The organism is Pseudomonas sp. IB20 (assembly GCF_009707325.1).
Classification (GTDB): domain Bacteria; phylum Pseudomonadota; class Gammaproteobacteria; order Pseudomonadales; family Pseudomonadaceae; genus Aquipseudomonas.
This window is the reverse complement of sequence record NZ_CP046103.1, coordinates 4,042,551-4,055,733: the sequence shown is the minus strand read 5'-3', so window position 1 is coordinate 4,055,733 and position 13,183 is coordinate 4,042,551. Positions and strand designations below refer to the sequence as shown.

Sequence of the window (13,183 nt, the reverse complement as noted above, 5' to 3'; positions counted from 1 at the left end):
ACGCTTGTTAGCTCAATTGTTATTTATTCAGGAGTTTGCATGTCTCAACCGGCCCCAAAGCTCAAACTCAGCGCGCTGATCGCGCTGGTGGTGGGTTCGATGATCGGCGGGGGGATTTTCTCTTTGCCGCAGAACATGGCCGCGCGCGCGGAGGTGGGCGCCGTGTTGATCGGCTGGGTGATCACCGCCGTGGGCATGCTGACCCTGGCGTTCGTGTTCCAGACCCTGGCCAACCGTAAACCCGAGTTGGATTCCGGGGTGTATGCCTACGCCAAGGCCGGGTTTGGCGATTACATGGGGTTCTCGTCGGCCTGGGGTTATTGGATCAGCGCGTGGATGGGCAATGTCGGTTACTTCGTGTTGCTGTTCAGCACCCTCGGCTACTTTTTCCCAGTGTTCGGCCAGGGCAATACGCCGGTTGCCATCGGCTGCGCGTCGCTGTTGCTGTGGGCTGTGCATTTTCTGGTGATGCGCGGGATCAAGGAGGCGGCGTTCATCAACCAGATCACTACCGTGGCGAAGATTGTGCCGTTGGTGATGTTTGTGGTCATCGCCGCCGTGGCGTTCAAAGCCGATATCTTCACTCGCGATATCTGGGGCCTGGGCAACCCGCAATTCGGCAGCGTGGTTGATCAAGTGCGCAACATGATGCTGGTCACCGTATTTGTATTTATTGGTATCGAGGGCGCCAGCGTGTATTCGGCGCGGGCCGAGAAACGTTCGGACGTCGGCCGGGCCACGGTTATAGGATTTCTTGGGGTGCTGGCGCTGCTGGTGCTGGTGAATGTGTTGTCCCTGGGGATCATGAGCCAGCCGGAGTTGGCGCAATTGCAAAACCCGTCCCTGGCGGGTGTGCTGGAACATATCGTCGGGCCGTGGGGCGCGATGGCGATCAGCATCGGCCTGGCGGTTTCGTTGCTCGGCGCCTTGCTGTCCTGGGCGCTGCTGTGTGCGGAAATCCTCTACGCCACCGCCCATGACAAGACCATGCCGGCCTTCCTGAAGAAGGAAAACGCCAACCAGGTACCGGTCAACGCGCTGTGGCTGACCAATGTAATGATCCAGATCTTTCTGGTGATCACGCTGTTTTCCCACAGCACCTACACCACGCTGATTTACCTGGCCTCGTCGATGATTCTGGTGCCGTACCTGTGGTCGGCGGCGTATGCGGTGCTGCTCAGCGGGCGCGGCGAAACCTACGAAGGCGCCCGGCGCCAGCGCATGCAGGACTTGCTGGTGGGCCTGATCGCGCTGGTTTATGCGCTGTGGCTGCTCTACGCGGGGGGCCTGAAGTACCTGATGCTCTCGGCGCTGCTGTATGCGCCCGGTGTGATCCTGTTTGCCCTGGCCAAGCGCGAGCAGGGCCAGCCCTTGTTTACCCACGTGGAAAAAGGCATTTTCAGCTGCGTGGTCGCGGGCGCGGGGCTGGCGGCGTATGGGCTGTATAGCGGGGTGTTGTCGTTGTGAGACTGGCGTATCAGGCGCCCTATGACTGGGCGGCGATGGTGGGCTTTTTGTCGGCGCGGGCGATCACGGGGTTGGAGACTGTTGAGGCTGGCGTCTATCGGCGCAGTATCAGCGTGAATGGGCTGCTCGGCTGGATCAGCGTGGCGCCGGGCGCGGGCGACTGGCTGGAAGTGGATGTTGAGTTTCCTGACGCTGCGGCGCTGCCCGAGATCGAGCGGCGCCTGAGGGCTATGTTCGATCTGGATGCCCAGCCCGAGTTGATCAATGCGCAATTGGCTGTTGACCCGCTGATGGCGCAGTTGGTTGCGGCCCGCCCCGGCCTGCGCGTGCCAGGCACTTGGGACGGGTTGGAACTGGCAATTCGCGCAGTCCTGGGCCAGCAGATCACGGTGGTCGCGGCGATTCGCCTGGCGGGCAAGTTGGTGGCCCAGTATGGCCAGCCATTGCAAACCCCATACGCCGGTATCACGCACGTTTTCCCGACGGCTGAAGTTTTGGCAGCGGCGGATTTGGCCACGCTGGGCATGCCGAAAGCACGGGGGCGCACCTTGTCCGGGGTGGCCCAGGCGTTGTTGGATGATTCGCAGCTGTTTGAGCCCAAGGCCAGCCTCCAGGAAGGCGTGGCGCGGTTGGTGGCCTTGCCGGGGATTGGTGACTGGACGGCGCAGTACATCGCCATGCGCCAGTTGCGTGAGCCGGATGCGTTTGCGTCAGGGGATATTGGCTTGATCAATGCGTTGGCGGCGCTGGAGGGTGGGCCGGTCAGTGCTCGACAGTTGCTGGCGCGGGCTGAGGCGTGGCGGCCGTTGAGGGCGTATGCGGCGCAGCATTTGTGGACGTCGTTGAGCCGGGTGGATTAGTGGCGTCTGGGAGGGCCTTATCGCGGGCAAGCCCGGCTCCCACCGTTGACCGAGTTGTCTGAACGGTACTCGGTCAACGGTGGGAGCTGGCTTGCCTGCGATAGCGGACTTCAAGTCACCACTGAGCCCGATGTGAACCCAATTCCCCCGCCGGCAAATCCCACTGCAACGGCGTACCACTGATGCTCACCGGCGCCAGCAACCGATGGGCCAGGCCCCACGCCGTCTGCTCCTCCACCACACCTTGATCACTCGGTTCTTCGGCCCGCAACGCCGGCTGCTCCGGCACTTGCCCGGCCTCCACCAGCAACTTCGCCGTACGTGCCAATGATAACCGCGCCGCGCCGCCACGCCCGGTGTTCAAGCGTTCGCTCAACGCCTGAATCGCACTGGCCGCCATCAAATACCCAGTGGCATGATCCAACGCCTGCAACGGCAGCGGCACCGGTTTGTCCGCGTGTTTCCAGGCCATGCCCGCGTCGGCAATCCCGCTGCTCATCTGCACTAGGCTGTCGAAGCCGCGCCGATTGCGCCACGGGCCGCTCCAGCCATAGGCGTTGAGGCTTACGTCGATCAGGCCGGGGGCGAGGGTTTGCAGTTTAGCGGCGGTGTAGCCCAGTTGCTCAAGGGCGTCGGCGCGGTAGCCGTGGAACAGAATGTCGGCGGACTTGAGCAAGCTTTCAAACACTTGTCGGCCTTTGGGGCTTTTCAGGTCGAGGCGTGCGCAGCGTTTGCCCAGGGTCATTTCCGGCACTACGCCGGGTTCGTTCCAGGTCGGTGAGTCGATGCGCAGCACATCGGCGCCCAGCCCCGCGAGGAAACGACTGGCCACGGGGCCGGCCAGCACGCGGGTCAAGTCCAGCACTTTAATGCCCGCCAGCGGGCGCGCTACCGAGCCGAGCCAGGGTTTGTCGGTGGTGGGGTCGAAGGTCTGGCGCTGCACCAGCGCTTCGGTATTCACCGCCAACCCTTGGGGATGGGTTTGCCAGGCCTGCCATGAACGCATCTGCGCCGCGCAGCCGCCGGCCTCGACAATCGCCTGTTCCAGTTCGGCGGCGTTCCATGTCGCAACGTTGCTGGCCATCTCGGCGCGGTCATTGACCTTGCCCAATACGCGCTCGGCGGCGGCTCGGTGGTGCGGCGCATTGGTGTGTAAACGAATCCAGCCATCGGCGCTGGCGTAGTCACCGGCTACCGGGTCCCATAACGGCGGCGTTTGCCAGCCCACGGGGCGAATCGAGGACGAGAACCAGAAGGAGGCGAGGCGCCGGTCCACACTGACGCTGGGCAAACGCCCGGTCTGTTGGCGGATCAATTCGGCGATGGCCTGGCCGGCAGCGCCGAGGCTGGCACTGGCCAGTTCGGTCACGGCAAAGGCCGAGGGCAAGGCGCCAGCCTCTGTGAAGGTCAATGGGGTGTGTGGTAGGTCGAGTGCGGCTTGGATGGGAGTCAGCAGGTCAGTCATCAAAGGCCCTCCGTAAGAGAAGGGCCACTATAGAAGATCCTCACACCGGTGTGACAACCCCCGGCGCCAACGGCAGGTCGATGCTGGCGATAAAACCACCGTCGGGGTGGTTGGCCAGGATCAGGCTGCCGCCATGGCGTTCCGCCGCGCGCCTGGCAATCGCCAGCCCCAGGCCGTGGCCTTGGGCCGTTTGGCCGGGGGCGCGGTAAAACGGCTCGCCCAGTTGGTTCAGGTGTTCGGCGTCGACACCGGGGCCATGGTCACGCACGCTGATCAGAATTCGCTCGCCTTGGCACTGCGCGCGTAACTCGATCGGCAAGCCCTGCGGGTTGAAGCGCTGGGCGTTGCGCAGCAGGTTATCCACCGCGCGTTCGATCATGGTCGGCCAGCCCTTGAGTAGCAGTTCGTTGTCGGCGGTCAGTTGCACCGTCTGGTCGGGCGCGCTCAGCTGGGCATCCTTTTGCAGGGTCTTGAGCAGCGTGTTGAGGTCCACGTCTTCGGCACTGGCGTTGTCGGCATCGACGCGGGCCAGCACCAGGATTTCGCTGATCAAGGCTTCCAGGCGATCACATTCACGGGTCAGGCGTGGCCAGAGTCTTTCGCGTTCTTCGGGGCTGGCGCGTTCGGCCAACGCCAGGGCGATGCGCAAACGGGCCAGGGGCGAGCGCAGTTCATGGGACACGTCGCGCAGCAACTGGCGCTGGCTGCCGATCAGGCTTTGCAGGCGTGCGCCCATGCGGTTGAAGTCGGTGGCCAAGACGCCGAACTCATCGCGCCGGTTGGCCAGGCGCGCCAGGCTGTTTTGCTGGTAGGTGGTCTGGCCCAAGTCATGCACCGCGCCGCGCAGGCGGCTGAGTGGGCGGGTGATGGACAGCGTCACCAGCAGGCTGAACAGGGTCAGTACCACCAGCGCAATCGCCAGCGCGCTCAGCGGCCAGAGCAGGCTGCTGCGGTGCCAGGCGTCCAGTTCCGGGTGTGGGATGCGGTAGATCAGCAGGTAGGTGTCGCCGGTTTTCTCGCTGGTGTACTCGGCGGTCAAGCGGCGCCAGGGCAGGTGGCCGTCCTGGCTGTCATTCTGGCGCGCCTCGAAGGCTGCGGCGCGCCGGGGGAAGGTGCCGCGCACCACCGGCTCGCCGCTTTCATTCAGCACTTGCACGTCGATGTGATACTGGCGTTTGCGTTGTTGCAGCAAATCCTGGGCAGCGTCCTCGCCCTGGGCTTCGTAGAGTTGCGTCCACTCTTGCGCCAGGTTGTTGAGGCCGGGGTGGCGGCTGAGAATCCAGGCGTCCTGGTTGAGCATGTGCCCAAGCAGGATCGACAGCCCGGCAACCAGGGCGATGGCCAGCCAGAAACTGGCCAGGATGCGCCAGAACAATGAACGCACAGGAAACCCTCAAACAGGAAAAGCCCAGCGGCGTGAGCCACTGGGCTGGGGGAGTTAACGCTCGCGCATTATTGCGCTTTTTGCGGCTGCTGGGCTTTCCAGGCTTGGAATTCCTTCCACTCGGCGCGACGTTCGGCTTGTTTCTTGACGATCTCGTCGAATTTCTTCTGTTGATCGGGTTTCAGCACGGCGCGGATGTCGGCCTGGGTTTTTTGCTTGCCAGCGGCGATTTCGTCCTGCATGGCTTTCTGGTCTGCGGCTGGGAGTTTGTCCAGGTACTTTTTGACCAGGTCTTTGCGAGCGTGCCATTGGTCGCCCATCAGTTTGCCGATTTGCTGGCGTTGTTCGCGGCTCAGGTCGAGCTGGCTGAAGGGGCCGCCTTTGCCACGCGGACCGTGTTCGCCGCCGTGGCCTGGGCCACCCATCATGTGGCCTTCAGGGCCGCCCATCGGGCCTGGGCCTTCTGGCATGGCGGCCATGGCGATGGTTGGCAGGGCAGCGGCGAACATCAAAGCGATAAGGGTCTTGCGCATGGTGATTCTCCTGTCTCTATTCCGGTGAGTCCGGATGTGAGTAGGTTACGCAGATCAAGGTCAGCGGCGGTCAGGTGAGGGTAAAGCTTGGGTAAAGAGGGTTTTGGTGGGGGCTGACAAAACCATTGAGGGTTGCGTTCAGAGGCTGTAGTAGTACCCGCGACTACGCAACGCCACGATCCGTGGCCGGCCATCCGGGTGTGGGCCGATCTTCTTGCGCAGGTTGCTGACGTGCATGTCCAGGCTGCGATCGTAAAGGGTCAGCTTGCGGCCCAGGGCGATCTGCGCCAGTTCCTGCTTGTCCAGCGGCTCGCCGGGCTGGCGCAGCAAGGCTTCGAGCAGGCGGCTTTCGGAGACGGTGAGGGCGAATTCCTGTTCATCGATGGTGACCACACCGCGCACTGGGCTAAAGCACAGGTCGCCCAGTTCCAGCTGGGTCGACACGGCGGTCGGGTGGCTGCGGCGCAGCACGGCACGTAGGCGCGCAGTCAGTTCGCGCGGGTCGCAGGGCTTGGCCAGGTAATCATCGGCACCCAGTTCCAGGCCGAGGATGCGGTCCAGCGGCTCGCCACGGGCCGAGAGCATCAGCACCGGCAAGTCCGGGTGGTCGTTACGCAGCTGTTTGAGCAACTCCAGGCCACTGCCGTCTGGCAGCATCACGTCAAGCACCACCGCCGCCGGGGCGCTGTCGGCCAAGGCTTTGCGCGCGCTCAAGCCGTCGTGGCAGGCGCGCACCTGGAAACCTTCCTGGCTCAGCCAACTGGTCAGCAGCTCACAGAGCTCCTGGTCATCATCTATCAGTAACAGCTCGCTCATGACTCACTCAATTTAGCCATTGTCGACGGCGACGGTGCCCACCGCTGGCGAAGATCCCGCACAGCAACGCGATCAGTGCGACGGCCCCACCAGTGACAAACCACTGCTGTTGCTCGGTCAGCCAGCGGGTCAAGGCGCCGCCCTGTGTTTCTTTGAGTTGCTGGGCCAGGCGTTGGTTCTCCTGGCGCAAGCGATTCAGTTGGGCGCTTTCGCGAGCAGCGTCTGCGGTTTGCAGTTGCTTGCTCAACGCTTCACGCAGGCGTTCGCTTTCTTTCAAACGTTGCTGCAATTCGGTGATCTGGCTGCCGGCACTCAAAGACAAGGGCGTGGAACTGCCGGTGTTCGAGGTTTCTTCAGCGTGGGCCGTAGCCCCGATCGTTAACACTGCCAACAGACACAACTGACGTAAGCGCATCGGAACTCCTGATTCCACACGAATATTCAGAACGTTGTCGGCAGGTTACCCAGAATAATGAGCAATTAGGAGCGCGCCGAACGCAATTGCTTCGGCGCGACTTTACTCAAGAAAGCTTGTTTAAGGCAGGACTTGCTTAAACGGCTTGATCACCACATCCGCGTAGACACCCGCCGCGATATACGGGTCGGCCTTGGCCCAGGCTTGGGCGTCGGCGAGGGAGGCGAACTCGGCGATGATCAAGCTACCGGTGAAACCCGCCGCGCCTGGGTCATTGCTGTCCACTGCCGGGTGCGGACCGGCCAGCACCAGGCGGCCTTCGGCTTGCAGTACTTTGAGGCGCTCCACGTGAGCCGGGCGCACGCTCAGGCGTTTTTCCAGCGAGTTGGCAACGTCGGTAGCAATGATGGCGTAGAGCATGTCAGTCCTCGGTTTTCGGCGTAGTAGGGTCGGTGTCATGCAGGTGGCGCGACAGGTAGATGCCCTGGCCGATCAGGAACAATACGGTCAGGCCCAGGCTGCCGAACACCTTGAAGTCAACCCAGTAGTCTTGGAAGGTAAAGGCCACGAACAGGTTGGCGGCGCCGCAGAACAGGAAAAACACGACCCAGGCCACGTTCAAACGTGTCCACACCGGCTCCGGCAGGGTCAGCGCGTGGCCCATGATCCGCTTGATCAGCAGGCGATCACCGATGAAGTGGCTGCCGATAAACGCCAGGGCGAACAGCCAGTTCACCACCGGGGCTTTCCATTTAAGGAAGGTTTCGCTGTGGAAGGCCAGGGTCAGGCTGCCGAAGACCAGGCAGGCGACCAGGGTCAGCCATTGGCTTTTCTCGAGTTTGCGTTGGGAGATGAAGAGGGCGCCGTAGACCACCAAAGAGCTGATGATCAGTACCGCGGTGGCGCTGTAGATGCCTCCGACGTTCAGCTCATGGCCGGCGATATCGATGACCCTGGGGTCGAGTTTGTAAACGATGAAAAACAGCAACAGCGGGATGAAGTCGATGAATTGTTTCACAGTAAGAGCCAGAAGCTGGATGTGGCGGCATAATAACAAACATCCTTGGTAGCGAAAGCGCCAGCTGACTTGAGGTTACACACTTCCGTGAATGTTGATTTGCACTGCCACAGCACGGCCTCCGACGGCGCCCTGGCGCCCGCGGTACTGGTTGCGCGTGCGTTTGAAAAAGGCGTGCGAGTTCTGTCGTTGACCGACCACGACACCCTCGAAGGCCTCGATGAGGCCCGTACGGCGGCGCATGTGTTGGGCATGCAGCTGGTCAACGGCGTGGAATTGTCCTGCACCTGGGGCGGCGCCACTATTCATGTGCTCGGTTACGGCTTTGATCAAAACGCTCCAGCGTTAGTCGCAGCCATCGCCCAATTGCACGATGGCCGCTGGCTGCGGTCCGAAGAAATAAGCCGCAAGCTCGGCCTTAAAGGCATGCCCAATGCCCTCGATGGCGCCCGCGCCATCCAGCAGGAACTGGGCGACAGCGGCAATGCACCGGCCCGGCCGCACTTTGCCGACTGGATGGTGCGTGAAGGTTTTGTTAAGGACCGCGCCGAAGCGTTTCGCAAATGGCTGGGCGCCGGCAAGTTGGGTGACGTCAAGCAACACTGGCCGACCCTGGAAGACACCGTCGGCACCCTGCGGGCCGCCGGGGCATGGGTTAGCCTGGCGCATCCTTGGCATTACGATTTCACCCGCAGCAAGCGCCGCAAGCTGATTGCCGACTATATTGGAGCGGGTGGCCACGCAATCGAAGTGGTCAACGGGCACCAACCCGCCGAACAGGTGGGCAGCCTGGCGATTCTTGCGCGCGAATTTGGTCTGCTGGTCAGCGCCGGCAGTGATTTTCATGGCCCAGGCGGCTGGTCCGAGATTGGCGAGTATCGCCAGGTCCCGGAAGACCTGCCGCTGTTGTGGGGGCGATTCAAGCATGACCCCATTATTGCCACCGTCTGAACAGGTAGAGCAAGTGAGTCAATTCTTCCAGATTCATCCGGAAAACCCGCAAGCGCGCCTGATTAAACAGGCCGTGGAGATCATTCGCGCCGGCGGCGTGGTGATCTACCCAACCGACTCGTCCTACGCGATTGGTTGCCAGATCGGCGACAAGAACGCGGTTGAACGGGTCAGACGCCTGCGTAACCTGGACAAGAACCACAACTTTGCGCTGATCTGCAGCGATTTGTCCCAGTTGGGCCTGTTCGCCAAGGTCGACACCGGCACCTTCCGCCTGCTCAAAGCCCATACGCCGGGGCCTTACACCTTTATTCTGAATGCCACCCGCGAAGTGCCGCGGCTGTTGCTGCACCCTAAGAAGCGCACCATCGGCCTGCGCGTGCCGGAACATCCGATTGCCCTGGCGTTGCTGGCTGAGCTGGGTGAGCCGTTGATGAGCGTGTCGTTGATCCTGCCCGGCGAAGAAGAGCCGTTGTACGACCCTTACGAAATGCGCCGCCTGCTGGAGAAACACGTCGACCTGATCATCGACGGCGGCTACGGCGGCAATAAAGCCTCCACCGTGATCAACCTGGCCGATGGCGAGCCGCAAGTGGTGCGGGTGGGCTGCGGCGACCCGACGCCCTTTATGGTCGAGGCCTGAATGTCGGTGGTGGAAACTGTCGACAGCCAGGCCGGCGCCCAGCAGGAACTGCCCTTTGCCATGGTCTATGGCCAGGCAGTCCTGGAAATGCCGCTGGATTTGTACATCCCGCCGGACGCCCTGGAGGTGTTCCTTGAAGCCTTCGAAGGCCCGCTGGACTTGCTGCTGTACCTGATCCGCAAACAGAACATCAACATCCTCGACATCCCCGTGGCGGAAATTACCCGCCAGTACATGGGCTATGTCGAGTTGATGCAGACGGTGCGCCTGGAGCTGGCGGCCGAGTACCTAGTGATGGCCGCCATGCTCGCCGAGATCAAGTCGCGCATGCTGTTGCCGCGCTCGGAGACCATCGAGGCCGAAGAAGACGACCCGCGCGCCGAACTGATCCGCCGCCTGCAAGAGTACGAGCGCTTCAAGGCGGCTGCCGAAGGCATCGACGGTTTGAGCCGCGTTGGCCGTGATGTGGTGGTGCCCAAGCTCGACGCCCCGGAAGCCCGGGCGCGCAAGCTATTGCCGGACGTGAGCCTGGAAGAATTGCTGATGTCCATGGCCGAAGTACTGCGCCGTGGCGACATGTTTGAAAGCCATCAGGTCAGCCGCGAGGCCCTGTCGACCCGCGAGCGCATGAGCGATGTGCTTGAACGCCTCAAGGGTGGCGGGTTTGTACCCTTTGTCGAGCTGTTCACCAAAGAAGAAGGGCGTCTGGGGGTGGTGGTGACCTTTATGGCGGTGCTTGAACTGGTCAAGGAGTCCTTGGTCGAGCTGGTCCAGAATGAGCCTTTTGCGGCTATCCACGTGCGGGCGCGAGCCGAATAAAGAGCTGAATCGATGAATTTGACTGAACCCCGCGAACTGGCGCCGCTGCTGGAAGCCTTTCTCCTGGCCTCGGGTAAACCACAATCCCTGGAGCGCCTGTTCGAACTCTTTGAAGAGGCCGAGCGCCCTGAGCCGCCTGTGTTCAAGAAGGCCCTGGAAATCCTGCGCAAGTCCTGCGACGGCCGTGCGTTTGAGTTGCGCGAAGTGGCGTCGGGTTATCGCCTGCAGATTCGTGAGAAGTTTTCCCCGTGGGTCGGTCGCTTGTGGGAAGAGCGCCCGCAGCGTTATTCACGGGCAATGCTGGAGACCATGGCGTTGATCGCCTATCGCCAGCCGATCACTCGGGGCGAGATCGAGGACGTGCGCGGCGTGGCGGTCAACAGCCACATTGTCAAGACACTGCTGGAGCGCGAGTGGATCCGCATCGTCGGCTACCGTGACGTGCCCGGCAAGCCGGCGATGTTCGCCACCACCAAGGTGTTCCTCGACCACTTCAACCTGAAAAACCTCGACGACCTGCCGCTGTTGGCCGAACTGCGCGAGATGGAAACTGAGCCGGTGCTGGACTTCGACGACGCGCCGGTCCCGGCCAGCTTGCAGGAACTGGCAGACGCCACGGCAGAGCCGGAAGAACCAAAGGATGAAACCAGCTTCCACACCTTGTTGCTGGAACTGGACGACATGGAGCAGGGGATCAAGACCGACTTCGACGACTTGCTGCGTGACGGTGCGGTTGAGCCTGAAACTCAGGTGAACGTTGAAAACGAGCCTGAGGTCGATAGTGAAGCTGAGGCCGAACCCGAAATCGAGCCTGAGGAAGACATTCTCGGTGTGGCCGAAGCTCGCGAGAAGCTCCTGGCCGCTGTCGCCGCCTTGGGGCAACCCGAATTGAGTGACGAAGAGGCTGAAGCACAAGCGTTGGCCGAAGCCATCGAAAACGAGCGCCGCTCGTTTGAGCCCTGACTCACCGCCAGCGGTAAGGTATTCAGCGTCAAGCGCCTCTGATACAGGCCGCTGTGTTTTGATCGTTCCCACGCTCTGCGTGGGAACGCCGCCTGGACGCTCTGTGTCCGTTTGTGACGCGTAGCGTGGGAACGAGAGTTATAGCGATGATTTCCACCAAAGACCCTTGCATCAGCATCTGCAAATTCAGCGACGACATCTGCGTCGGCTGTGGCCGCAGCAAGGGCGAAATCCGCGCCTGGAAGAAACTCGACAAAGTCGACAAACGCACGGTACTGGCCGAAGCCGAGCTGCGGCTGCTGGCGCTGGGCGCCACCGGTCGGCGGAAAAGCAAATGACTTGGGCGTTATCGACTAGTCTCTGATGCGTAATGCGCGCTATGCGCGTATGATTCGCGACCCTTTGGCGACGTATTCGGCCAAAGCCCCGCTTTCAACACTCTTCAGGCCACGCCTGGATCGACCCACCGGGAGGTGCTTAAGATGAACGACCAAGACCAGAACGACAGCCAGGAAATCGGCCCAGCAGGCGAAAAACTGCAAAAGGTGCTGGCGCGTATCGGCGTGGGCTCGCGCCGCGACGTCGAAGCCTGGATCACCCAGAAGCGCATCAAGGTCAACAGCGTAGAAGCCACCCTTGGCCAGCGCGTCGACCTGCACGATGCAATCACCATTGATGGCAAGGTCATCAAGCGTGAAGAGGCCGCCGAATCGGTGCGCCGCGTGATCATGTACAACAAGCCTGATGGCGAAATCTGCACCCGTGACGACCCGGAAGGCCGTCCGACCGTGTTCGACAAGATGCCTAAGCCTAAAGAAGGCCGCTGGATCAACATCGGCCGTCTGGACATCAACACCACCGGCTTGCTGATGTTCACCACCGACGGTGAACTGGCCAACCGCCTGATGCACCCGTCCTACGAGATGGACCGCGAGTACGCGGTGCGTGTACGTGGCGAAGTCGATGACGAGATGATCGAGCGCTTGAAAGCCGGCGTGGTCCTTGAAGACGGCCCGGCCAAGTTCACCGACATCAAGCAGGCGCCCGGCGGCGAAGGTTTCAACCACTGGTACCACTGCGTGGTGATGGAAGGCCGTAACCGTGAAGTACGTCGCCTGTGGGAATCCCAGGGCCTGGTGGTTAGCCGCCTGAAGCGCGTGCGTTTCGGCCCGGTGTTCTTGAACTCCGACCTGCCGATGGGCCGCTGGCGCGAAATGAGCCAGTACGAAGTCGACATCCTCAGCGCCGAAGTCGGCCTGACGCCGGTTGCTATGCCGCAGATGAACGCCAAGAGCAAAGACAAGCTTGAGCGTATGCAGCGTAAATCGTCGCGCCCTGTGGCGCGCACCGAACGTGTTGCCCGCACCCTGCGCCCCGCGCTGAATGCACCGGCTACCGGCGGTCGTATCTCCCGTGAGCCACACATCGAAGGCGAGCGTCGCCCAACGGCGCCGTCCCGTCAGGAAGGCGAGCGTGCACCGCGCACCCCGCGCCCTGCGCGTGGTGGCGAAGCCCCAAGTGGCGGTCGCGGTAACCGTGGTGAAGGCCGTGGTGCTCCGGCATCCGACCGCCCAGCCGACAGCGCCAACACCAAGCGCCCAGCCAAGCCCGCGCCGAAAAAGCGTCCAGGCTTGAAACTGGTCGCCGACGAGCCATCGGGCAAGCGCCGTGGCGCCCCGGCGGGTTCCGGTCAGCGTCCTGGTTTTGGTCGCAAGAAGCCGCAGTGATGTAACGGCTGCACAAAAACGCCAACCTTAGGGTTGGCGTTTTTTTTGGTCTCAATTTGGTAGTCCATTCAAGTGTGGGAGCTGGCTTGCCTGCGATGGCATCACCGCAGTCTGTCTGATAG

The 13,183-nt window shown here is 62.1% G+C and carries 15 protein-coding genes; 8 read left to right on the top strand and 7 right to left on the bottom strand.

Annotated features, from left to right (window positions below):
• Positions 1 to 39 precede the first annotated feature (39 nt).
• Positions 40 to 1,467: an arginine-ornithine antiporter gene (gene arcD, locus GJU48_RS18920; RefSeq protein WP_094950811.1), complete on the top strand. Its 1,428-nt coding sequence runs from the start codon at positions 40 to 42 to the stop codon at positions 1,465 to 1,467.
• Entirely contained in the window at positions 1,464 to 2,327 is an 864-nt protein-coding gene (locus GJU48_RS18915) for a DNA-3-methyladenine glycosylase family protein (RefSeq protein WP_094950812.1), read from the top strand. The genes arcD and GJU48_RS18915 overlap by 4 nt, the downstream gene beginning before the upstream one ends.
• A gap of 115 nt (positions 2,328 to 2,442) precedes the next feature.
• On the opposite strand, the gene GJU48_RS18910 is transcribed toward GJU48_RS18915, so the two are convergent.
• The 7 genes from GJU48_RS18910 to GJU48_RS18880 form a co-directional block, all read right to left on the bottom strand.
• Positions 2,443 to 3,792, bottom strand: a complete 1,350-nt coding sequence (locus GJU48_RS18910) for a CoA transferase (RefSeq protein ID WP_094950813.1) — start codon at positions 3,790 to 3,792, stop codon at positions 2,443 to 2,445.
• Between the two features lie 40 nt (positions 3,793 to 3,832).
• Positions 3,833 to 5,176, bottom strand: coding sequence for a sensor histidine kinase (locus GJU48_RS18905; protein WP_094950814.1), 1,344 nt, complete (start codon positions 5,174 to 5,176; stop codon positions 3,833 to 3,835).
• Positions 5,177 to 5,244: 68 nt separating this feature from the next.
• A complete protein-coding gene (locus GJU48_RS18900) occupies positions 5,245 to 5,709 on the bottom strand; it encodes an LTXXQ domain protein (RefSeq protein WP_094950815.1) in 465 nt (154 codons plus the stop codon).
• Between the two features lie 138 nt (positions 5,710 to 5,847).
• Positions 5,848 to 6,525 (bottom strand): response regulator transcription factor, encoded by a 678-nt coding sequence (locus GJU48_RS18895; protein WP_094950816.1) that lies wholly within the window; start codon positions 6,523 to 6,525, stop codon positions 5,848 to 5,850.
• A 7-nt stretch (positions 6,526 to 6,532) separates the two neighbouring features.
• Positions 6,533 to 6,940, bottom strand: a complete 408-nt coding sequence (locus GJU48_RS18890; RefSeq protein ID WP_094950817.1) for a translation initiation factor 2 — start codon at positions 6,938 to 6,940, stop codon at positions 6,533 to 6,535.
• Positions 6,941 to 7,060: 120 nt separating this feature from the next.
• The gene (locus tag GJU48_RS18885) at positions 7,061 to 7,360 is read right to left on the bottom strand and encodes a YciI family protein (protein ID WP_094950818.1); all 300 of its coding nucleotides are present in this window, start codon (positions 7,358 to 7,360) and stop codon (positions 7,061 to 7,063) included.
• 1 nt (position 7,361) lies between these two features.
• Complete coding sequence (locus tag GJU48_RS18880; protein WP_094950819.1) at positions 7,362 to 7,958, bottom strand: septation protein A; 597 nt, start codon at positions 7,956 to 7,958, stop codon at positions 7,362 to 7,364.
• An 87-nt stretch (positions 7,959 to 8,045) separates the two neighbouring features.
• On the opposite strand from GJU48_RS18880, the gene GJU48_RS18875 reads away from it, so the two are divergent.
• From GJU48_RS18875 to rluB, 6 genes are all read left to right on the top strand, one after another.
• Positions 8,046 to 8,909 (top strand): PHP domain-containing protein, encoded by an 864-nt coding sequence (locus tag GJU48_RS18875; RefSeq protein WP_094950820.1) that lies wholly within the window; start codon positions 8,046 to 8,048, stop codon positions 8,907 to 8,909.
• Between the two features lie 13 nt (positions 8,910 to 8,922).
• The gene (locus tag GJU48_RS18870; RefSeq protein ID WP_094950821.1) at positions 8,923 to 9,552 is read left to right on the top strand and encodes an L-threonylcarbamoyladenylate synthase; all 630 of its coding nucleotides are present in this window, start codon (positions 8,923 to 8,925) and stop codon (positions 9,550 to 9,552) included.
• A gap of 120 nt (positions 9,553 to 9,672) precedes the next feature.
• Positions 9,673 to 10,371, top strand: coding sequence for a segregation and condensation protein A (locus tag GJU48_RS18865; RefSeq protein ID WP_173667140.1), 699 nt, complete (start codon positions 9,673 to 9,675; stop codon positions 10,369 to 10,371).
• Between the two features lie 12 nt (positions 10,372 to 10,383).
• Complete coding sequence (gene scpB, locus GJU48_RS18860; RefSeq protein WP_094950822.1) at positions 10,384 to 11,334, top strand: SMC-Scp complex subunit ScpB; 951 nt, start codon at positions 10,384 to 10,386, stop codon at positions 11,332 to 11,334.
• 146 nt (positions 11,335 to 11,480) lie between these two features.
• Positions 11,481 to 11,672, top strand: a complete 192-nt coding sequence (locus GJU48_RS18855; RefSeq protein ID WP_094950824.1) for a DUF1289 domain-containing protein — start codon at positions 11,481 to 11,483, stop codon at positions 11,670 to 11,672.
• Positions 11,673 to 11,816: 144 nt separating this feature from the next.
• Positions 11,817 to 13,061 (top strand): 23S rRNA pseudouridine(2605) synthase RluB, encoded by a 1,245-nt coding sequence (rluB, locus tag GJU48_RS18850; RefSeq protein ID WP_094950825.1) that lies wholly within the window; start codon positions 11,817 to 11,819, stop codon positions 13,059 to 13,061.
• Positions 13,062 to 13,183: the final 122 nt, after the last annotated feature.

Coding starts and splice junctions, on each gene's coding strand:
- arcD (WP_094950811.1), top strand. CDS start 40: ATGTCTCAACCGGCCCCAAAGCTCAAACTCAGCGCGCTGATCGCGCTG.
- GJU48_RS18910 (WP_094950813.1), bottom strand. CDS start 3,792: ATGACTGACCTGCTGACTCCCATCCAAGCCGCACTCGACCTACCACAC.
- GJU48_RS18900 (WP_094950815.1), bottom strand. CDS start 5,709: ATGCGCAAGACCCTTATCGCTTTGATGTTCGCCGCTGCCCTGCCAACC.
- GJU48_RS18895 (WP_094950816.1), bottom strand. CDS start 6,525: ATGAGCGAGCTGTTACTGATAGATGATGACCAGGAGCTCTGTGAGCTG.
- GJU48_RS18890 (WP_094950817.1), bottom strand. CDS start 6,940: ATGCGCTTACGTCAGTTGTGTCTGTTGGCAGTGTTAACGATCGGGGCT.
- GJU48_RS18885 (WP_094950818.1), bottom strand. CDS start 7,360: ATGCTCTACGCCATCATTGCTACCGACGTTGCCAACTCGCTGGAAAAA.
- scpB (WP_094950822.1), top strand. CDS start 10,384: ATGAATTTGACTGAACCCCGCGAACTGGCGCCGCTGCTGGAAGCCTTT.
- GJU48_RS18855 (WP_094950824.1), top strand. CDS start 11,481: ATGATTTCCACCAAAGACCCTTGCATCAGCATCTGCAAATTCAGCGAC.
- rluB (WP_094950825.1), top strand. CDS start 11,817: ATGAACGACCAAGACCAGAACGACAGCCAGGAAATCGGCCCAGCAGGC.